The organism is Paenibacillus sp. SER-28 (assembly GCF_052906305.1).
Window position 1 is genome coordinate 606,858 of sequence record NZ_JBRECM010000002.1, and the last position, 18,877, is coordinate 625,734.

The window sequence follows — 18,877 nt, forward strand, 5'->3', positions numbered from 1 at the left end:
CTAATGCGAAAAAGGAGATCAAACCTTATGAATATAGTAGTGGACAGTTCTCTATTAGCTGAGGCTTTAGAAGATGCCAGTAAAGCTATTTCAGCCAAAAGTATCATGCCGATACTTGGTTGCTTTTTAATCGAAGCCAATCAAGAGGGTTTAACTGTGACAGGAACTGATGATAGAGCAACGATACAGTCGTATATTTTTGAGGAGCATGTTCAAATCGAACGGAATGGAAAGGTAGTTCTTCCTAAATTGTTCTTGGAAATGCTCAAGAAATTAAGCGGTGATGTTCGGATTGAGTCTAAAGGTGGTCTGAATGTGATTATCACGTCTCGGAATAAAGAAATTGAAATGTCAGGATTGGACCCTGAGGAATTTCCTCCACCTCCTTCAATAAATGATAATGAATATATTGAAATTACAGGGAAGGACCTAAGGGGATTATTCAAAAAGGCTATCTTTGCAGCAGACATTGATGGTAAAGGCATGCCTATACTAACTGGAGCAAATGTCTACCTAAAGAACGGGAAAATAGGAATGGAAGCAACCAATAGGCATCGCCTTTCAAAAACAGAAAAGGATATTGAACCGGGCGATTTTGGTAGTGCTGTGATCGAAGCGAGAGGTCTGGTTGAACTACTGAAGATCATTACAGATAAGGACGATGTTCAATTTGGCTTTTCAAAGGGGAAAGATAATCAGGTAGTCTATGCCTTTGCTCGCACAGAGAGATTCACTTTTTACTCTCGTGTTCTGGAAGGCGAGTATCCAGACATACACCAGATGGTCATTGTTCCTGAAAGTGGTACGAGGATTGAGATAAATAAACAAGAATTTTTGGAGTCCGTTGAACTTATTTACACTCTGGCAAAAGAAGAGAAAAATAATATGGTTAGGCTTGATGTGACTGAAAAAGAAATAAATATTCGCGGAAAAGGAAAACAAACGGGCAAGGCCAGCGAAAGTATTGTTCCTATTAAGTTCACGGGACAGGAGTTAACCATTTCCTTGAATTCTAAGTATGCTATGGATGCTTTAAGAGCTTTGGATGGAGAAAAAATCACCTTGGTTTTTGCCGGAAAAATGAAGTCTATTTTCATTCTTAGCAATGAAGATAATCAAAGTGTTCATATTGTACAACCTTACAGGACGGTAGATTAATGAGTAAATACAATGCTAAAAAAGTGATTGTTACAGCCGATGGAACCCTATTCGAGGAATGGCTGGTAAAGAAATATAACCTTGATGTAGACGGGATTCGCTTCGATAGCAAAATGGAAGGAGAGTACTATCAGGAATTGCTCTTGCTGAAGCAGCTGGGGGAAATAAAGGATTTTGTCTGTAGCCCAAATACGTCTTACAGGAAAGCCCAAATGTGACCTACATTGCAGATTTCCTTGTTACTGATCTAGACGGAAGCCAACGAGTAATTGACATAAAGGGAGTTGAAACGGCTACCTTTAGAGTGAAGCTGAAGCTTTTCCTACTAAAATACCCGACTTTACCAATTGAAATACTTGTAAAGCGGCGTGGCGAATTTATCCCTACACAGCAGGCTAAGAAAGAACGAGCAGATCGAAAGCGAGCAATCAATAAATTAGTAAAACGAGCCGAAGGAGAGATTAAAAATGTCAGAACTGGCCGGAATAAAAGTCAGATTCACCGTAATCAAAAATGAGGATGCTGAGAATTACCTTGATGATAGGGATAAAAGTGAGTTATCCCGCATCCTTTGGAAAATCCAAGAGTTGCGACATCTGAATGGAAAGCCAGCTTTAAATACCTATCTGGTAGTTAACACCGACGAAACATATGCGGCTGATATAGTCCGCATCATGCAGGCTAATAACCATTGGGGACCAGTGATTGACCCTAATCAGGCGGAGTTGAAGTATGACGGAGATATGCTTATTCTACCGGAGACGGAGGAGGCGATTAAATGAAGCACTCTCAAAATGAAATTGAACGTCCAGAAGTAACACAACGGATCATAGAATTGCTGGACAAACAAAATGAGAAAGGCCTCAAGAAGTATGGAACCACAATAGACCAGGTACCAGATATGGCCTATGACTGGAAGCTCATGGCGCTGGAGGAGGCAGCTGATTTAATTCAGTACCTTCAGAAAGAGGTTATACGGCTTGAAAGACTTCTTAATCCGATTTAGGCAAAACAAAAGGAGCATAGAGGGTTCTTAATTAATCCTCTTGCTCCTCAGTAATAAACAAATCTTCAATGGTAACATCTAGCGCTTTAGCGATAGCAAATAAATGCCAGGCTTCATGGCGACTATTTTTATCAAATCTACTAATTGAACCTTGTGGAATTCCAGTCATTTCAGACAATTCCATTTGAATGATACCTTTCTTTTTTAACAAAGGCATCAAATTCGGTTTCACTTTAAGCAATGCAATTCACCTCTCAGTCGAATTATACGATACCGAATATTTATTAGCAACATGCATTGACTCTATATTCGATATCGTATATTATTAGGTCAAGAACTACAATTCGATATACGATATAGAATAACGTATCAAGTCCACAGCATTGCGAGATTCTCAAGCGAGATTGATACAAGCCAAATGATCAACTCAGGAAACTTTTCCTACGCTCTACATTGTATCCGAACGAGCAACATTGTATTGGAACCAAAAAACGTAATGGAGGCATGGTGTATGACAGAACAAGAAATGGATGAGTTCACTACAGCATTGGTGGAACGTTACGTGGATATACAAAAGTTTGCCTCAGTTAACAGTGAATTATTGAACATATGGGATGAGGTAATTGATACCTTACCGCCTGAAATAAAGGGTGATTTTCAAGAGAAATATAATCGCCGCATAAGGGAGGGGAGCTTGTGAAAAAGCTCGACTTAAACAAGCTCGAAGATGAGCCTATTGAGGTCCAGCAGGCTGTAGCCTTCTACACATCGCATATGATAAATAAAGTGCGTGTAACAACGGAAGAAAGGTATAATCATTATTCCGTTTTAGAGGAAGTGGGGTTGCTCAAACCTCTAAAATCCGTAGTGGAGCCGTAGTGGTTTAGGCTCAAAATATAAGCATAAGCAAAGGGATTACGAATCAATCTTGTTGGAAAGGTGGCGAGGGAGAATGTCTCATCAAACGTTCTGGAAGCCGGAGAAAAAAGTCAAAGATAAGAAAGCGTTTAGCAGCCTCAGGCAGCGCAAGAGGGATAAAAAGCCTGCTCCTGAATGGAAGAAAGATATTCTCTCTCACCACCAGTCACGGCCTAATACCAAGGAGCGTGGAGAATTCCCGAAGGATGTAATAGCGGAACTGATTGCTGATTCAAACGGAATCTGCGAATGCTGTAAAGCTGCCGAAGCTACAACTACTCATCACGTTTACCCACGCGGCAGGAAAGGACGTGGCGTAAAGACGAACGGACTACGACTCTGCTGGCCTTGCCATGATCGGATACAAATAAATGAAGAACTCCTTCAATTTTGGATATCGGCATTCCGTGATAAATACGGCGATTACTTTTGGTTCGATGAACAGGATTGGGAAGAGCACAACCGTAAACTGGCGGCGCGGCAGCGTGTGGAATTCGATAAAAATGAACGCTTGGAGAGCATAAAGCCAGTCATTGAACTGATTACTTCAGCGGCAGGACGAACTTTGAAAGCTAGGGAAGTGCGTTTGTTGGAAGCAATGGATGATAAAGAAATGCTTGTTTTTACAAATATGATATCTGATGCCTTGAACAATTTTAGTAAGCCGGCTCCATCTTATGGTTATGGAGAGCGTTTTGAGGATTAAATATATAGCCCCCAAGGGCAGAGAGGACATAACACTCCACTCTATAAATTAAATGGAACGGTACCGCAATATTAACATAATTTTGGTATTTTAGCCCCATAGGGGACAAGAAGGAGGGGCAACAGCAGAGTGATTACAGCGAAGAGTTACTTTAGCGGAGCTGGAGGTTTGGACCTTGGAATGATAGAGGCCGGGATAAATGTCATAGAGTCCTTTGAGATAGACAGAATTGCTTGTGAGACTTTGAAACAGAACTTTGATCACCAAGTGAATGAGGCAGACATAACCAAAATCACTGTTCTGGACCAGCATGACGCAGATGTGTATATCGGTACTTTTCCTTGCACTAAATACAGTACCATCGCAGACATCCATGGCACACGGACGGGAGACGACTTATTCCTTCACTTTTTCCGGCATGTGGCGCTGGCACAGCCAGAGGTTTATGTGGTGGAAAATGTTCCAGGGATGAAGAAGTTCCAAGTGGTAATGGAATGCTTGACCAGACTGCCAAACTATTATGTCAGGGTTGAATGCCCGGTGAATGCAAACATGTGGCTACCGCAGGAGCGGAAACGGTTGATTGTAATAGGCACTAAGAAACCTCTTAACCAATTGCCCTATCCAGACGAGAACCCAATATCCATGAAAGACATCATAGATGTCGGAGCTGAGGTATACACGCCTGAGTATGTGCAGAAGCGTTTAAACGGCGGATACAGGGATTTGCCCATTATCACCGACTTGGAAGGCAGAGCGCCTACATGTGTTGCTCATTACGCTAAGGATAGATCAACACGACTGGTGAACGATGGGGTATCTATCAGACCTTATTCAGTACGTGAGTATGCTCGGCTTCAAGGGTTCCCGGATTGGTTCAAGTTTGCTGGAAGTGATAACGATGCATACAGGCAGATTGGTAATGCCGTCGCTGTGCCGATGGGCAGATGGGTTGGCGAGGCGATTAAAAAGTATTTTAAGTCAGCTTGAATAAGGAGGCATAGCCCTCCATAAGGGGGTCTCAAGGGATGGAGCTACTAAACCAAATAATAAACGCAGACTGCTTCGATGTATTCCCGAGCATACCTTCAGGTAGCGTGGACATGATCCTGTGTGACATGCCGTTCGGCACTACGAAAAGCCCATGGGATGCAGTCCTGCCGTTTGCCCCTCTATGGCGGCATTACGAGCGGATCATAAAGGACAACGGAGCTATAGTCCTTTTCGCCAAGGCGCCATTTGATAAGACGTTGGCAGCCAGCAACCTGAATCTTTTTAGGTACGAATGGATCTGGGAGAAAAACAAGGCTACAGGCCATCTTAATTCAGCAAACATGCCGCTGCAGGCTCATGAAAACATCTTGGTATTTTATAAGAGGCCTCCTACTTATAACCCGCAAATGACACAAGGCCACAAGCCGATGAACAAGGCGACAAATAACCATAAATCAACTGTGTATGGTTCTGGAACACCTTGGTCAAATGAAGCTGGTAAAACGGATAGGCTGCCACGTAGCGTGCTGTATTTCCCGGTGGTTAACAATGATGATCCTCAGCGCATCCATCCCAATCAAAAGCCCGTTGAGCTGTATGAATACCTAATAAGGACTTACACGAATGAAGGTGAAACGGTGCTGGACAATTGCGGAGGTAGTTGCGTCACGGCTGCAGCAGCGATCAGAACCAACCGTAAATACATTGTTATCGAACAGGACAAGGCTTTTGCTGAATCTGGCATGAAGCGTATTGAGAATATGCAGTTAACGCTATTTTAAGGGGGATACACCCCCTACTACCTATATATCAAGGGAGAGATAACGTGAGTATACGGACGAGCGGAATGGGAGGGCACCAGTCGGCGCGCATGTTGAAGGATGAATGGCTCACACCACCAGAAATTGTTCAGGAGCTCGGGCCTTTTGATCTCGACCCTTGTTCACCGATCAGCAGGCCGTGGGCGACAGCATCCAAGCACTATACGACGCTGGAAGATGGTTTGCAGCAACCGTGGGAAGGCAGGGTGTGGTTGAATCCTCCTTATGGGCGAGAAGCCGCTGAATGGCTGCATAAGCTTGGTGAACACGGGAACGGCATCGCTTTGATATTCGCCCGGACCGAAACGGAAATGTTCTTTGAACACGTTTGGGGTAAAGCAGATGCGTTGTTGTTCTTCCGAGGGCGACTGTATTTCCATCATGTTACTGGAGAACGAGCTGCAGCAAATGCGGGCGCGCCGTCAGTCTTGATCGCTTTCGGTGACAACAACGTCAAGGATCTTCAACGTGTTAGTCACTGGGGCAAAATAATAGATTTGAGGGATGAGGCATAACAGCCTCTTACCCTATACCCCTATATAAGGAGCGATAAGCATGAGAGATATTAAATTCCGTGGTAAACGACTGGATAACGGTGAATGGGTATTCGGAGATATCTGGCAGCACAATGGCAGGGTCGACATTGTAGATCATAGAGCGAAATCACATCCGGTAGACCCTGAAACAGTAGGTCAGTTCATAGATCTTCCGAATTACGGTGTATGGGAAGGTGATATTTACGAGTTTACAAGACCATGGTCAAACGGTGCGCTGGAGCGTGGAGTTGTGAAATGTACAGAACATGCAGAATGGGCCGTAAATGCATGGATGTTGACTGGTATATATGAGCATGGAAAACCTATCGGAAACATACACGATAACCCGGAGCTGCTACAGCCCCAAGGAGGCGGTAAAGATGAGTGAACGGACATATAAGTTGTTGAATGGGTCGGAGTTGATTTGTTCGGAGGAAGGGATTCTCAGCCACCGTTTGGAGCCGGACTTTATAGCGATTACGACAGACCCGAACGCTGAGTATATGGATTTGCTTGCTTTGATAGATTCGCTCCAGCAGCAGGTAGCAGGGTTAAACGAGGAAAGCCTAGCTAACTTCCAAACGGCTGCTGAGAGGGGCAAGCAGCTTGCAGAGAGGGACCGGACAATAGCCCATCTTCGCAAGTCCCTAGAAGCAACAGTTATACCATTTAAATTTTACGCTGATCCGAACACTTATGATCCTGCTCATTTGGACAAGCTTGGATACATCATTATAGATGAAGATGGCGGAGCGTCAGCCAAAGATGCATTGGCAGCGGTATTGAAGGCATTAGGTTGGGAGTAACCACCAATACAATACGCTCCTGGTTGAGCGTTGGAAGGATGATAGATATGGGTGATATTTTAGACAATCTGGCTTTTCAGCCAGGTGACAAAGTAAAGCTTACCGATTGGCATGAATTTTCGTGGTATTGGGATGGGATAGATATGGACGAACATCATACAGTAACGTTGGCGCCTGGAACGATACTTGAAATTTATTCATCTGGACAAACCGGACTCACTCCACCGTTCTACACTTTTGAAATGTCACATCCACAGCATGGAGATATATCCATTGATTTTGATGCAACAGAGGCTATGGAGATTTTTGAGTTGCACGAAAAAGCCGATGATTAAACCAATACAGGGTGTAGGACCTACACCCACTAAGGGAGGATATAAAAATGGGTGAAGGTTTCTGTCCACCTTGTTTATATGAAAGAAACCTTCATTAAGTATTAAAGTATTTTTATAGTCTTCAAGATATCTACGAGTTCATCATACTTGGTAGCTTTTGAAAGCAAAATTGTCTTAAGTATAGAATGAAAAATTGATGTGAAGTATGTTAGGACAAATGCGATAATTATCATAAACAGAAACACTCTCAAGCCTTTCTCAATTTGCTTTCCGATGAACTCACTCCATAAAGGGAAAAGTATTAAACCAGCTAATGTTATTGGCCACCAACGCTTATTTTTAATATTTCCGCTTTTTCTTGAATAGTACTCAATTAGATCATCAAAATCTGTATCCTGAAAACCTAGACTGAAGATTTTATTTCGTAATTCGTCACATCTGTAGGCAAATAAAAAATTTGAGTCGTATTTTAGTTTGATTTTCTTACTAGTAATAAACGATGCGTAGTCAAGGTATTCCTTTTTAGCAAATGAATGTGAAAACCAAGTTGATAATGCTAAGAGCGAAAGACCTATTAAAAGACTAGCTATGCTACTTATTCCAAACCACCAACTATTTAATCTTGCGATCAAGGCGACTGTAGGAATAATACCTCCAGATAAGATGAAAATAATTGATCCAATCAGAATTGAGAGTGCTTTTGAGTCAACCATAATCTTTGAAGTAGATAATTCTTTGATAAAATGCTCCTCTAATAATTTTATTTTTGATAAGAAATTTACGGCTAAATTTTGTGCCAAATAAATCACTTCCTATGTAATATTTTTCTATTCAAAACCACAATATTATAAAATTTAGTTTATGTCTAATTTATTATCGTATTTACAATATATACATTAAAAATTGGGGAGATTTAAGCAATGACAAGTGATGGAATAATACAACTGAAAGAAGATTTAGAAGACAATAAAAAAATTATTCAGGTTAATTTCTTCGATGATCTTGAACAGGATGATATTAGAAAAACAAAGTGGCTGTTGAACAAATACACCAATCTAGTCGATGTAATAAAAAACTATGAATATTCACTTCAACAGTTGGAAAACGGTATGACTGCATATGATTTGCTTTCGGCAGAGGGATCGGTTGCTAAACGAGTTTCGGGACAAGAATTGACAGCAGATGTGACAGCTAATGCCGTTCTATTGAAAGACCAGCGTCATCTAAATTATAAATTCTATCAATTCATTACGAATAACATTAAGTTCGCAATAAATAATATGCGTGATAAGCACGAGGGGTTGATAGCAACGCTGTTGTTTTTGGATGGAATGAAATACCTCAAAGCTCAACAATATTTGGGAAAAGGTTATCGTAAGGACATTCCACCTATCTCAGCGACTACATTTGCAGATAAACGGCGTAGGGTTATTGTTAATATAGCAAATAGCCTAAAAACAAACCGTACATTGGATTTTGTCACCATCGACTATGGACGGGGACGAAACAAGGAAGGTGAAATTGGACTAAGGATGCCAGAAGTAAATTAGACCGTAAGGGCTTAAGCCTTTGCGGTCTTAATTTTAGGTGTCTAAAGTTCTAGACTGAAAATAAAGTAATAGTCTTGAGGGTGCTTCATTAAGCTAACGGGCAGTTTTTCTGAATAGATCTGCTGAGTAGTGGAGCATCTGGCCTCTCACGGTTGGTTGCGGACAAGAAAGATAAAAAATCGTAAGGTAAAAGAGTAATCCGGCAGATACGATTGCGATTAAAAACTACCCATGACGCACATGCGTCATGGGTAGTTTTTAATCATTTTCATACGTTCAGGAGGGGGGCGTGGTGAAATAGCGATGTCCTAATCACTTCGTTGGACAGACAGAGTGGAAAGACAGAGTTTTGTGTAAAAATGGCCACCGCCCGGGAACGGCCATTCTTCGTATACATTTCCGAACCGACTTACTTGACCGGCCCCATCCAGGTTGAAATCGTCTTCTGCTGGTGCGGCAACGGCGGTTTCAACTTCCCGTTATCAATCAAATGCTTCAAAATATAAGCGACCAGCCTGCCTCCGCCGGTGTTGCCTCTCACCATGTAAGCAAGCTGCGGCTCCAAATGCTTCGGCTGATTTTGCAGGAACAGGTTGAGCATTTTGTCGTAGAGCTTGCCGACAGCAGGCGCATACAGAGCGGACAAATCCGGCATTGCCTTGTTCAACCGATCCAACGTCTCCGGAGAGTCGATCCAAACCGCATTGAACTTGTACCCCTCCTCCGTCTTGCGGATGTACCCCTTCTCCAGCAGGAACGAATATTGCTCGGCGTTCTCTTCGTTGTCGGGCAGTTCCCCTTGTTGGAACGCATGACAAATCTCGACATTCCGGTATTCCAGGAAACGCCAATTCATCTCGCGGTCGCTCCAGTAAGTATTGAATTGCCACAAGTATAAGGGAGTGTCTTCGACGTAGCGGAGCGACGGACCAAAGGTGACGTAACTACTCAAATCAAAACCCGGATCGGCATTGTGGCTCCGATTTAACGCCGCATAGGCAATATACTGACCTCCGTCCTTTCGCATTGGTGCGACCGAATCGAAGTTTTCGCCCGCCGGCATGCTCCGCCAAGATTGCTCCTCGACGTTCTTGGGCAGCAAGGTCCAGAGCAGGAAGTTATAGTCGCCGTCCGGAACGTACACTCCGCTATCCTCGACTTGCCGGCGAACTTCCATTAACGCGTCAAAATGAACATCGGCCACTTCGGCGGCGCAATCTTGCCAAAATTGATGACCGGCTACGGCCAACTCGAAGAGGTCCCAGACGATGGTATTGCTTTGATATTTGCCGGGAGAGGTTTGGATGAGAAAATTGTAATCGGCCAGGTGCCGGACTTCGCCTTCCAGCAAAGACGGCGGCATTCCGAGATCCTCCGCGATTTGATGTACGGTACGCGCCTTGTGATAAGCCGCGTAAACGATATTTTGCGCCAAGGCGCGTCCAAGAAAATCGTTGGTTTCGCCCAGTCTGCCGGCCGAACCGGAATGGCCCATTTCCCCCATGCTGACCGGATTGACACTTAAAGTTCCTGTTGCACGCATACGTTTCATCCCTTTCCGTAACTTCTTTTTAGCCTCGCTCAAATGCCACTTCACCGTGTTGACAGGAATGTTCAGAGCAATCGCGATATCGCCGATTTTAAGCTCGTCGTAGTAATGCATGACCACGATCCGGCGATGGATGTCGGACAGAAACGCGACTTCTCGGCGGAGCTCGCGGTAAGCTTCGGTTACCAGCAGCCGGTCAAGCGGCTCCCGGGAAGGGGCAGCAGACAGTTCGGACATGCCGTTGATTTCGAACGCTTGGGGAGCGTGCGCACGCTTTTTCAACCAATTCACCCAAGTGTATCGGGCAACCGTCCAGACGTAAGCGTCAAGGCTTCTAATGTCCCGCACCCCAGAGAAGGATTTCAACAACTGCAGCATAATCTCCTGAGCCAGATCCTCCGCCTCGGCCCGCTGCTTGACCCGGTTTAAGGCAAAACCGAAAATCGGTTTGACATAGCTCCGAATCGCTTCCGCTGCTTCTTTTCCGTTTTTACCAATTGAATCCATTATTTGCCTCCATAGTTGCATCTGTAATTCCTGACAATTATATAGTGTGCCAGGCGAAATAAAGGTTGGGATTATTTCAAAAGAAACGTTATGAACTTTTTGTTAAACAACATGAAGATTACTTTAGATGTAAAGGTCTCACTTTTAGTATATAAAAATACTTCTTTTCCGTTCAACTTTGGGAGGATACAAACTAGGAACACGAGCCGAAGTTCTTCTTCGGGTACTTGGGGTACTCCTTCGTTCCGTAGTTAACCAGTAGTTGTCTTGATTAATTATTCAAATGCATAATAGAGGTTCATTAAACTAACGGGAAACGTTAGTTTAATGGAAAAGCGACAGTCTAGGACTTTTTTTTCGTCCTTGGCTGTCGCTGTTTCAATTTCTAGGCTCAGTCTACTACTTTATTTTCTGCTGATAGTAGGAACTAATAAATCCGTAGTAGGCGCGTAGTAGAAAGGATTTACACTTTATTCAGGAACAAATTAAATCTATTCTAGGAGGCAATAAACATGGCACATAGTTACGCTTACTTGGACGACACAAAAATTCTCCATCTCCATCCATCGGAAAGTGAAGCAGCTAAGCATGGCAAGTATGTAGGTACAAATCTGGATTACGACGAAAGCGGCTTTCCGCTTATCAGCGGCGAAGGTGTAGTTTACTATGTAGACAAAGACACAGCTTATGTTAACGGGAATGAACATGACGGCAAACAAATTGCTGTACCAAGTGGCCTTAAAGCACTAGCTGGTCAACTTCTGTAATTTTTCCAAAACTAAAACTAAATCGGAGACAGGACTCAGAGGGTAATATAAACCCGGAGCAAGAAGGATGTCCACTTAAGGCCCATTCCAGGCATGGCGGATTAGCGGTAACCGCATGTTATAAATTACTGATCAATAAATAAGAGCGGCTGAATTTGCTGCTCTTTTTTATTATGATAAAGAATATTGTTTCGAAAAAAGAACTAAAAAATACTCGTGTAATTTCCTCATTCTGGGTTATAATCAAAGAAAAACAAGGGGGATATCAATGAGCATCGATAACTTAAATGTAGAACTTGAATTGCAAAAGATGGAGGAAAAACAGAAAAAAATCGAGGGTTTACAAAAACAGCTAGACGACGCAGTAAACGAACAAGTAGCTCTGTTTAATAAGTATGCAGAAAAATTGTCACCTCTTATCAAGCATTTGAGAAAGAAACAGTTTTATTTTGGAAATCCAAATGTTGAACTCGTCTCGAGTGTAGGCCCTTTGCTTGCACATGATCCATCGGAAAGAGTTTTATATTGTTACAGTGCTGAAAAAGGATATATCGTGAAGCAACCTATAAGTGGTGGCGAACCTAACTTTTTTAGTCCTAAAGTATTCTTTGAGAAATTTGATTTCAAACAAGCTGTTGATGGATTAGAGTCTGTTTTAAGCATTCATGATAGGGCAGAAGAACAACTTACGAAGGAATTAAATGAGAGAAAAAGGTTAATAGATCAATATTCAGAGTGATTCGTAAATAGATTGTTTTTCTGTAAGGGGATGAGATTATGCGCTACAAAAATTATTATTTAATTGAATGGAACAACGAACATGATTTAGTGCTTGCAGAATCTACGCGCGAAGCTTTGGAATTATACTTTTCTCACCAACAAGGAAAAAGAGAGAAGGATGGTAGACGGCTTGAATTTGATCCTAGACAGCTGACAATAAAAGAGATACAAAGAGAAGACTTTTTGATTAAAGCACCCTGAACGGTGCTTTTTTATTTGTTCAGGAAACTTTTCCTTAGCTTAATTTACATGCAATAACATACATAAAACCGCAGTAATAACGAATTAGAAAAATGATATATTGTATCCATAAAATAACGTAAATTCGAGGTCGCTGAAAAGGCGGCCTTTTTGCATTGGAGGAAAGTGAGATGCCAACAAAATCTTCAAGGAAACCCCCACCTATTCTGGCTAGGTCATCACGTCAACCAGCTTTATGTAATGGATGTGTTTGGGGCGATTGGACTGGTACTAAACAATTATGTATGTTTCCATCCTCTGTTCAAACAAACATGAAAGGAGCGAAATGCAGTGAACTTCGTTCAGCCGATCCGCGATTCTAAAAAACTGGAGGCCATTAAGCAATATTTGAAAGAGAAAAATGAACGGGACTACATTTTGTTTTTGGTTGGAATCAACACAGGATTGCGGATATCGGACATTTTGCCCTTGAAAGTCAGCTCAGTCAAAGGAAGTCATATTGCAATTACTGAAAAGAAAACGAAGAAAAGAAAGAACATCCCCATTCGAAAAAACCTTCGCAAAGAACTTGATGCATATATATCCGGTAAATTGGATAGTGATTATTTATTCCCGAGTCGAAATAAAAAGAGAAGATCCGAGGTTGTGCCGATCAGTAGCAGTATGGCTTACAAAATGTTAAATGGTGTAGCGCGGAAGTTTGGTTTAAAAGAAATCGGCACCCACTCCATGAGAAAGACGTTCGGGTACTATTTTTACAACGAAACCAAGGACATAGCGTTACTAATGGATCTGTTCAATCACACTGAACAGAAGGTGACTTTACGCTATGTTGGTATCCTTCAGGACACTTTAGACGATGTTTTAAAGGATTTTGAGTTGTAGCAATTCTCTACAATCGGGTAACCGTGAATTCAAAACGGGGAAAGAACAACAAAACAAATAGCATCAAGCAATCTCAGTGTTTTACGAGTTACCGAGAATATATATTATAGTGAATTTGTTTTACAGTATCTGGTTGAATAAGTGCTACATTCCTAACTGTTAGAACAACATGAGAAATAAATGCAAGTGGAGCGCTAAATTTATTTTAGGCATCCGCGTTAAAACCAACTCGAATACTTTGGTGGTGGTGAAAAATGAAGTGAGTAGAGAACGAAGCCCGAATAGGGAAAAGGCACTGAAAATGTGGATTGACAGTGGACGCGAAATGAAATTAAAGGATATTGCGATGAAACTTGGTGTCAGCGATTCCAGTATTCGCAAATGGAAGGCATTGGACAAATGGGATGAGATACCGGAGAAAAGAAAGCGCGGCGGACAAACTGGCAATAAGAATGCAAAAGGAAATAAAGGAGGAACTGGAGGCCCATACGGAAACGACAAAGCTGTTACACACGGATTTTTTCGTAAGTTCATGCCACAGAACCCAGAATTCGTTGAAATAATGGATGCTGTCCAAGAAATGGACCCAGTAGACATGATCTGGTACAACATTACCACTCAATTTCAGGCGATAATTTGGGCGCAGCGGATCATGTTTGTTGAAAATAAACAGGAAATGATTAAAGAACTTAAAAAAGTCGAGTATGAAGTACACAATTCAGGTACTGCCAAGAAGAAAAAGCTTGAGCAAGTACCGATCAAGGAAGAATATGAATTTCAATTTTCTTGGGATCGTTACGCTACCTACTTGAAAGCTCAATCCACAGCCATGTCTGAATTGCGTGGTGCTATCAAGCAATTTCTGGCGATTGCGGATGAGGAAGATGAACGCCGTCTGAAACTTGACCAAATGCAAGCACAAGTTGAAAAGACGCAGCTCCAGATTGAGGAAATGAAAAACGGGAAAGGCGATTCAGAAGAAGACCTTATAGATAATTGGGTAGAGGCGGTAATGAATGATGGCGAAGAAAGCGGAGAGCTTGACGAAACGGATGGCGGCATTCAAGAAGAGGATGCAAGTGTATCGAAAGAGTCCTAAAACATTTTTTAAAGAGATTCTGAACTTCAGCCCAGATAAGTGGCAAGAGAGCGTATCGGATGATATTGCAAAGTATCGTTTTGTTTCAGTAAGATCCGGTCAGGGAGTGGGCAAGACGGCGCTTGAAGCGGCAATCTCACTATGGTTTTTATGCTGTTTCCCGTTTCCGCGCGTTGTTTGTACAGCTCCAACGAGGCAACAACTCAATGATGTGCTGTGGGCGGAGATCAGTAAATGGCAGTCCCAAAGCCCAATTCTAAAACGAATCCTCAAGTGGACTAAAACTAAGATATATATGAAAAATTATGAGGAACGCTGGTTTGCAACAGCACGTACAGCCACCAAACCCGAGAACATGCAGGGGTTTCACGAAGATTATATGCTATTCATTGTGGATGAGGCTTCCGGGGTAGACGACAGAATTATGGCTGCAATATTTGGTACGCTATCAGGAGATTACAATAAACTATTTATGTGCGGGAACCCAACGAAAACGAGCGGGTTCTTTTTTGATTCTCATAATAGAGATCGGGCCATATACAGGACTCATCAGGTCTCATGCTTGGATAGTCCACGTACGAGCAAAGAAAACATCGAAATGCTTAAGCGGAAGTATGGAGAGGGCAGTGACGTATATCGTGTCCGTGTCCAAGGTCAGTTCCCACGCGGAGAGGCTGGAACATTCATTACTTTGGAAGCTACAGAGCATGCAGCAAAAGAAGTTAAGATTGAGCCTACCGGAACAACACTTGTCATTGGAGTGGACGTTGCACGATATGGCGATGACGAAACGTCCATGTACGCTGGCATAGGCAAAAAGACAGTCGGACAGCACAGCCATTTCAAAGAAAGCACAATGGTTACTGTTGGTAATGCCATACGCTTAGCCAAAGACATGCTGCTTAAACATCCAGAAGTTGAACATGTAAAGTTTAATATCGATGATACAGGGGTTGGCGGCGGTGTCACGGATCGGTTGATTGAGGTCATCAACGAAGAAGGTTACGGCTGGGAGGTAGTTCCTGTCAACAACGGTTCATCGTCTCTTGACGAATATTGTGCCAACCTGGTCACAGAAATGTGGCAGTCAGTCAGAACGGATTTAGAGACCAACCTGACCAATTTCATTAAAGGTGATCCAGGAGTCATGCAACTACCTGATGACGACACCCTGATTTCTCAATTGGCTACAAGAAAATGGCGAATGACTTCAAAAGGGAAAATGATCCTTGAGAGTAAGGATGATATGAAAAAGCGCGGACTCAAGTCCCCTGATAGAGCTGACGCCTTTGTTTTGACTTTCGGAGAATTCTTGGTTGAAGCACCAGAACACATTATGCTTCCTTCAATAGGTAGTGTGGCTGTAAAAAGATAAATTTCAGTTTGGTTTTGTTCGTCGTGAGATGGAAATTGCGCAGCGTATTCATATAAAGAGCACCGATCGACAAAAGCAATATCCAAGCAGACTGAAAACATTGCTGTCTATGATTAGAAAAAGGAGGCGGAGCTGGTCGCTAAGGACTGGTTGCTTACTGGCAATGAGTAAGCAGTTCAGCATGCAACTGGAGGTAATTCAGCGCAGTTATTTGGAGACTATTTTGTTGCATATTGGAGGATTGGAGTAAACAAATTGCCAGAGCTTTTGGATATCAACAGGTTAAGCCAATCCCTTGTATCCTAGAAGATTATGAACATTTTATCGCTTGAATATTTCAATTGAAAAAGGACAGAATAGAAAAGTTGCTTATTTAACGGATATTCGTAGTAACAACACCATATTCTTTTGTTATATTTTATGTGGATAAGGATGACTAAAAGTGGTCAGGAAAATTTTTCTGGGCTTCTTTTTTGTTTGTTGGGAGCGGATGGATTAAGAACAAACAATGCTCCCAATTACCGATTATGGACCTTGGCTTGCTGACAAGCACTATTCACGTTAAAGCGTTGGTGACAAACAGTTTTGCCGACCTGGTAAGAATATGTTAGAGAACGCCAAATGCTGATACCATTAGGGTAACGGACAGGGAATTCGTGATGATGTTATGGATGCGTTTGAATGTACAATCTTCCGAAATGAATCAAAGCATCTTAGCTCTGACATGATCAAACATGCGATTGCCGCTATCATTGATAAATGAGGGGCTTGTTGCAGGATGGGTTAATAACATATGTTGATGCATCTAAAGTCCAGATTTTGAGTCCGGACTTTTATTTTTTTAAGGCAGGATTTAATAAGCTCGGCATGAAGCAAAGTACAACATGAAAATTGTTGGGGAGTAAGTATATATGAATAATTTAAAATAATTTTGGTAACCATTCTTATCAAGAAAACGACTTTTTGGATGGAGTGAGTCTAGGATGATGCAGGATATTGGCTGGATTTTGATCGTTTATGCGGTAATCGCAATTATCATTTTAATCGTATTGCATAAGCAGTTTATTAAATTCTTAGACAGACTGTTATCAAAAACTAAGATAGTATTGGCAAGTGGAAGAGACCTTCTTTTACCGGTAAAGGCAGCTGCGTTATCGACAAGAAGCGGTGCTGAACACATTGACGAAGTAATACAAAGCATCGAACAAACCATTCCGCCCTTGATTACATCGGCCGCAGGTGATTTGAATGCAATTATTACTGCAATTAAGGATGTTCCGAGGCACATAAGTGAGTTTATTCATGATGCATCAACTGAATTAAATGCGACCCTTATCACTGTTACTGACGTTATTCACTTTCTTACTACAGATGTAATTCCAAAAGCAACTAAGCCCTTGTTGGAGTCAAGCAGTGATCTATATCAACCTTTATTTTGGCTAACCGATGAAGCTCTAGCTGCTTTAATCAATGATGACCATGTTCCTATAGAAACCGTTGATAAGTTGCTTCCTATTGTAGACCAATGGTATAAGACAGAGGATGATTTGCGAAAAGAGGTTGAAGACAAACTATCCGCTGAGGAGTTTACTCAGTATATAGATACAATAGTATCAAGAGGGAGAAATTCTAATTCCCATAAAGGGACGGTTGCAACGTTTGAAGAGGCTAGAAGTACGTTATATCAAATTGGAGATGAAACACTTCAAGATGTTGCTGACTCTGTATTAGATGCAAAGAACTCAATCACTGCATTATTGGTTTTAACAGATATTGCCGCCGGGCCATTTGCTCCCCTTGCTGCAGTGATCCGGTCACATTGTGACGTATTCTTAACTTTATTTAAAGATTTAGGTGATCGACTTAAGATTACTTCTGGACAGTTTGGAAAATTACCAAGTCCACCACTCACAATTCCCAGTATAGAAATTCCAGAAGGGGCTCTCTTTGGCATGGATTATACCATTGCGGGCTTTGACTTTTCCGTTGTCGTTCCTGATCGTAATTATCCCCTTTTAAAAGGAGTTGATGCAGGTCAATGGGGTACATTTAAATTTCCTTCACACGATATCAAGTTATTTGATGGTCGAGGATTGGTGGCCAGCGTAAAGGATATAAGGGGACGAGCAAATGATCTGATAACTGCTGTGAGATCCAGTAGGGTTAATGATGTAAGGGATAAGCTTCAAGCAACCGCAGATAAACTTAGGGTAACAGCGGACAACTTAGTTCATCTAGCAGAAGATGAGGATAGACTTCATGCACAAATCGAAACAATCAGGAAATTAGCGCGGACATGTTTTGAACAGGCGTTAAAACTTGATATCGTAGCAGAAAAACTTGAAGAAACGTTAACCCGTATTCAACAACATGTGGCTGATAGCTTATTTAAGATTGATACATTTGCTAACAACATATTGAGAGTAATATCTAAGGTATTAATGGAGTTAGGTGATCTGACAAAGTCAATTCAAGATTTCTCGCTAAAGGAGCTTCTTGGCAATCTTCAAGAATTAAGTGGTGATATAGAATCTTTAGCTAACTCAATTGATGACGGAAGACCGATTCATACACCAGGCAAGACGGATATGGTTCAATATCTAACGAATGTTTTTGAAGCGGTTGAAGATGCACTCCCACCGCGCAAACAAATCATGCAAATTGTGAATTGTGCTTTTGGTTTTCTTGTGGCTGTACATACTGCCTTCTTATTTATTGGGATCTATATGGTCCGCAGTAGTTAATATCGAAGATGGTGGGGTATGTCATAAGGGGACAAGGGGACGATTAGGCTATCACACGCCCCTGTTTATTTCAGGAGATTACTTTTTTTGATTCAATAACCTAACCTATCAAGTTTTCTCAAATTATAACCGTTTTCTTTT

At 42.0% G+C, this 18,877-nt stretch carries 25 protein-coding genes; 22 read left to right on the forward strand and 3 right to left on the reverse strand.

Going from position 1 to position 18,877, the window contains the following annotated elements; genetic code table 11:
* The first annotated feature begins 27 nt into the window (after positions 1 to 27).
* From dnaN to ACUYLD_RS08255, 5 genes are read left to right on the forward strand one after another with little or no spacing between them, the layout of a single operon-like run.
* Positions 28 to 1,158: a DNA polymerase III subunit beta gene (gene dnaN / locus ACUYLD_RS08235; protein ID WP_446674757.1), complete on the forward strand. Its 1,131-nt coding sequence runs from the start codon at positions 28 to 30 to the stop codon at positions 1,156 to 1,158.
* Complete coding sequence (locus tag ACUYLD_RS08240) at positions 1,158 to 1,376, forward strand: DUF1064 domain-containing protein (RefSeq protein WP_446674758.1); 219 nt, start codon at positions 1,158 to 1,160, stop codon at positions 1,374 to 1,376. Before dnaN ends, ACUYLD_RS08240 begins: the two co-directional genes overlap by 1 nt.
* Positions 1,373 to 1,675, forward strand: a complete 303-nt coding sequence (locus tag ACUYLD_RS08245; RefSeq protein ID WP_446674759.1) for a DUF1064 domain-containing protein — start codon at positions 1,373 to 1,375, stop codon at positions 1,673 to 1,675. The genes ACUYLD_RS08240 and ACUYLD_RS08245 overlap by 4 nt, the downstream gene beginning before the upstream one ends.
* Positions 1,626 to 1,940 carry a hypothetical protein gene (locus ACUYLD_RS08250; RefSeq protein WP_179085381.1) on the forward strand — a complete coding sequence of 105 codons (315 nt, stop codon included), beginning with the start codon at positions 1,626 to 1,628 and terminating at the stop codon, positions 1,938 to 1,940. The genes ACUYLD_RS08245 and ACUYLD_RS08250 overlap by 50 nt, the downstream gene beginning before the upstream one ends.
* A complete protein-coding gene (locus ACUYLD_RS08255; RefSeq protein ID WP_446674760.1) occupies positions 1,937 to 2,164 on the forward strand; it encodes a hypothetical protein in 228 nt (75 codons plus the stop codon). The genes ACUYLD_RS08250 and ACUYLD_RS08255 overlap by 4 nt, the downstream gene beginning before the upstream one ends.
* Before the next feature lie 31 nt (positions 2,165 to 2,195).
* Here ACUYLD_RS08255 and ACUYLD_RS08260 read toward each other — a convergent pair whose 3' ends face one another.
* A complete protein-coding gene (locus tag ACUYLD_RS08260) occupies positions 2,196 to 2,381 on the reverse strand; it encodes a helix-turn-helix domain-containing protein (RefSeq protein WP_446674924.1) in 186 nt (61 codons plus the stop codon).
* 294 nt (positions 2,382 to 2,675) lie between these two features.
* Here ACUYLD_RS08260 and ACUYLD_RS08265 point away from each other — a divergent pair, with 294 nt between their 5' ends.
* From ACUYLD_RS08265 to ACUYLD_RS08305, 9 genes are all read left to right on the forward strand, one after another.
* Positions 2,676 to 2,864 carry a hypothetical protein gene (locus ACUYLD_RS08265; RefSeq protein WP_250260615.1) on the forward strand — a complete coding sequence of 63 codons (189 nt, stop codon included), beginning with the start codon at positions 2,676 to 2,678 and terminating at the stop codon, positions 2,862 to 2,864.
* Positions 2,861 to 3,043 carry a hypothetical protein gene (locus ACUYLD_RS08270; RefSeq protein ID WP_446674761.1) on the forward strand — a complete coding sequence of 61 codons (183 nt, stop codon included), beginning with the start codon at positions 2,861 to 2,863 and terminating at the stop codon, positions 3,041 to 3,043. Before ACUYLD_RS08265 ends, ACUYLD_RS08270 begins: the two co-directional genes overlap by 4 nt.
* Before the next feature lie 73 nt (positions 3,044 to 3,116).
* Positions 3,117 to 3,788, forward strand: coding sequence for an HNH endonuclease (locus tag ACUYLD_RS08275; protein ID WP_446674762.1), 672 nt, complete (start codon positions 3,117 to 3,119; stop codon positions 3,786 to 3,788).
* Between the two features lie 129 nt (positions 3,789 to 3,917).
* Positions 3,918 to 4,778 (forward strand): DNA cytosine methyltransferase, encoded by an 861-nt coding sequence (locus ACUYLD_RS08280; protein ID WP_446674763.1) that lies wholly within the window; start codon positions 3,918 to 3,920, stop codon positions 4,776 to 4,778.
* A gap of 38 nt (positions 4,779 to 4,816) precedes the next feature.
* Positions 4,817 to 5,563 carry a DNA-methyltransferase gene (locus ACUYLD_RS08285; RefSeq protein ID WP_446674764.1) on the forward strand — a complete coding sequence of 249 codons (747 nt, stop codon included), beginning with the start codon at positions 4,817 to 4,819 and terminating at the stop codon, positions 5,561 to 5,563.
* Positions 5,564 to 5,607: 44 nt separating this feature from the next.
* Complete coding sequence (locus ACUYLD_RS08290; RefSeq protein WP_254349701.1) at positions 5,608 to 6,117, forward strand: phage N-6-adenine-methyltransferase; 510 nt, start codon at positions 5,608 to 5,610, stop codon at positions 6,115 to 6,117.
* A gap of 40 nt (positions 6,118 to 6,157) precedes the next feature.
* A complete protein-coding gene (locus tag ACUYLD_RS08295) occupies positions 6,158 to 6,526 on the forward strand; it encodes a hypothetical protein (protein ID WP_446674765.1) in 369 nt (122 codons plus the stop codon).
* A complete protein-coding gene (locus ACUYLD_RS08300) occupies positions 6,519 to 6,944 on the forward strand; it encodes a hypothetical protein (protein ID WP_446674766.1) in 426 nt (141 codons plus the stop codon). The genes ACUYLD_RS08295 and ACUYLD_RS08300 overlap by 8 nt, the downstream gene beginning before the upstream one ends.
* 47 nt (positions 6,945 to 6,991) lie before the next feature.
* Positions 6,992 to 7,279: a hypothetical protein gene (locus ACUYLD_RS08305; RefSeq protein WP_446674767.1), complete on the forward strand. Its 288-nt coding sequence runs from the start codon at positions 6,992 to 6,994 to the stop codon at positions 7,277 to 7,279.
* A 101-nt stretch (positions 7,280 to 7,380) separates the two neighbouring features.
* Here the strand turns inward: ACUYLD_RS08305 and ACUYLD_RS08310 are convergent, their stop codons facing one another.
* On the reverse strand, positions 7,381 to 8,079 hold the full coding sequence (locus ACUYLD_RS08310) for a hypothetical protein (RefSeq protein ID WP_446674768.1): 699 nt from the start codon (positions 8,077 to 8,079) through the stop codon (positions 7,381 to 7,383).
* A 120-nt stretch (positions 8,080 to 8,199) separates the two neighbouring features.
* On the opposite strand from ACUYLD_RS08310, the gene ACUYLD_RS08315 reads away from it, so the two are divergent.
* Positions 8,200 to 8,829: a hypothetical protein gene (locus ACUYLD_RS08315; RefSeq protein ID WP_446674769.1), complete on the forward strand. Its 630-nt coding sequence runs from the start codon at positions 8,200 to 8,202 to the stop codon at positions 8,827 to 8,829.
* Positions 8,830 to 9,238: 409 nt separating this feature from the next.
* Here the strand turns inward: ACUYLD_RS08315 and ACUYLD_RS08320 are convergent, their stop codons facing one another.
* Entirely contained in the window at positions 9,239 to 10,885 is a 1,647-nt protein-coding gene (locus ACUYLD_RS08320) for an RNA polymerase sigma factor (protein WP_446674770.1), read from the reverse strand.
* A gap of 512 nt (positions 10,886 to 11,397) precedes the next feature.
* On the opposite strand from ACUYLD_RS08320, the gene ACUYLD_RS08325 reads away from it, so the two are divergent.
* The 7 genes from ACUYLD_RS08325 (at position 11,398) to ACUYLD_RS08355 (ending at position 18,736) form a co-directional block, all read left to right on the forward strand.
* Positions 11,398 to 11,652 (forward strand): hypothetical protein, encoded by a 255-nt coding sequence (locus ACUYLD_RS08325; protein ID WP_446674771.1) that lies wholly within the window; start codon positions 11,398 to 11,400, stop codon positions 11,650 to 11,652.
* 268 nt (positions 11,653 to 11,920) lie between these two features.
* Positions 11,921 to 12,391 (forward strand): hypothetical protein, encoded by a 471-nt coding sequence (locus ACUYLD_RS08330; RefSeq protein WP_061829325.1) that lies wholly within the window; start codon positions 11,921 to 11,923, stop codon positions 12,389 to 12,391.
* 38 nt (positions 12,392 to 12,429) lie between these two features.
* Positions 12,430 to 12,633 carry a hypothetical protein gene (locus ACUYLD_RS08335; protein ID WP_061829323.1) on the forward strand — a complete coding sequence of 68 codons (204 nt, stop codon included), beginning with the start codon at positions 12,430 to 12,432 and terminating at the stop codon, positions 12,631 to 12,633.
* A 330-nt stretch (positions 12,634 to 12,963) separates the two neighbouring features.
* Positions 12,964 to 13,518, forward strand: coding sequence for a site-specific integrase (locus ACUYLD_RS08340; protein ID WP_061829322.1), 555 nt, complete (start codon positions 12,964 to 12,966; stop codon positions 13,516 to 13,518).
* Between the two features lie 259 nt (positions 13,519 to 13,777).
* Positions 13,778 to 14,617, forward strand: a complete 840-nt coding sequence (terS, locus tag ACUYLD_RS08345; protein WP_061829321.1) for a phage terminase small subunit — start codon at positions 13,778 to 13,780, stop codon at positions 14,615 to 14,617.
* Positions 14,538 to 15,992, forward strand: a complete 1,455-nt coding sequence (locus ACUYLD_RS08350; protein WP_446674925.1) for a terminase B — start codon at positions 14,538 to 14,540, stop codon at positions 15,990 to 15,992. The genes terS and ACUYLD_RS08350 overlap by 80 nt, the downstream gene beginning before the upstream one ends.
* A 983-nt stretch (positions 15,993 to 16,975) precedes the next feature.
* Positions 16,976 to 18,736: a hypothetical protein gene (locus ACUYLD_RS08355; RefSeq protein ID WP_446674772.1), complete on the forward strand. Its 1,761-nt coding sequence runs from the start codon at positions 16,976 to 16,978 to the stop codon at positions 18,734 to 18,736.
* Positions 18,737 to 18,877 lie beyond the last annotated feature (141 nt).

Coding starts and splice junctions, on each gene's coding strand:
- dnaN (WP_446674757.1), top strand. CDS start 28: ATGAATATAGTAGTGGACAGTTCTCTATTAGCTGAGGCTTTAGAAGAT.
- ACUYLD_RS08240 (WP_446674758.1), top strand. CDS start 1,158: ATGAGTAAATACAATGCTAAAAAAGTGATTGTTACAGCCGATGGAACC.
- ACUYLD_RS08250 (WP_179085381.1), top strand. CDS start 1,626: ATGTCAGAACTGGCCGGAATAAAAGTCAGATTCACCGTAATCAAAAAT.
- ACUYLD_RS08255 (WP_446674760.1), top strand. CDS start 1,937: ATGAAGCACTCTCAAAATGAAATTGAACGTCCAGAAGTAACACAACGG.
- ACUYLD_RS08260 (WP_446674924.1), bottom strand. CDS start 2,381: ATGCCTTTGTTAAAAAAGAAAGGTATCATTCAAATGGAATTGTCTGAA.
- ACUYLD_RS08265 (WP_250260615.1), top strand. CDS start 2,676: ATGACAGAACAAGAAATGGATGAGTTCACTACAGCATTGGTGGAACGT.
- ACUYLD_RS08275 (WP_446674762.1), top strand. CDS start 3,117: ATGTCTCATCAAACGTTCTGGAAGCCGGAGAAAAAAGTCAAAGATAAG.
- ACUYLD_RS08285 (WP_446674764.1), top strand. CDS start 4,817: ATGGAGCTACTAAACCAAATAATAAACGCAGACTGCTTCGATGTATTC.
- ACUYLD_RS08295 (WP_446674765.1), top strand. CDS start 6,158: ATGAGAGATATTAAATTCCGTGGTAAACGACTGGATAACGGTGAATGG.
- ACUYLD_RS08300 (WP_446674766.1), top strand. CDS start 6,519: ATGAGTGAACGGACATATAAGTTGTTGAATGGGTCGGAGTTGATTTGT.
- ACUYLD_RS08305 (WP_446674767.1), top strand. CDS start 6,992: ATGGGTGATATTTTAGACAATCTGGCTTTTCAGCCAGGTGACAAAGTA.
- ACUYLD_RS08315 (WP_446674769.1), top strand. CDS start 8,200: ATGACAAGTGATGGAATAATACAACTGAAAGAAGATTTAGAAGACAAT.
- ACUYLD_RS08320 (WP_446674770.1), bottom strand. CDS start 10,885: ATGGATTCAATTGGTAAAAACGGAAAAGAAGCAGCGGAAGCGATTCGG.
- ACUYLD_RS08325 (WP_446674771.1), top strand. CDS start 11,398: ATGGCACATAGTTACGCTTACTTGGACGACACAAAAATTCTCCATCTC.
- ACUYLD_RS08330 (WP_061829325.1), top strand. CDS start 11,921: ATGAGCATCGATAACTTAAATGTAGAACTTGAATTGCAAAAGATGGAG.
- ACUYLD_RS08335 (WP_061829323.1), top strand. CDS start 12,430: ATGCGCTACAAAAATTATTATTTAATTGAATGGAACAACGAACATGAT.
- ACUYLD_RS08350 (WP_446674925.1), top strand. CDS start 14,538: ATGGCGAAGAAAGCGGAGAGCTTGACGAAACGGATGGCGGCATTCAAG.
- ACUYLD_RS08355 (WP_446674772.1), top strand. CDS start 16,976: ATGATGCAGGATATTGGCTGGATTTTGATCGTTTATGCGGTAATCGCA.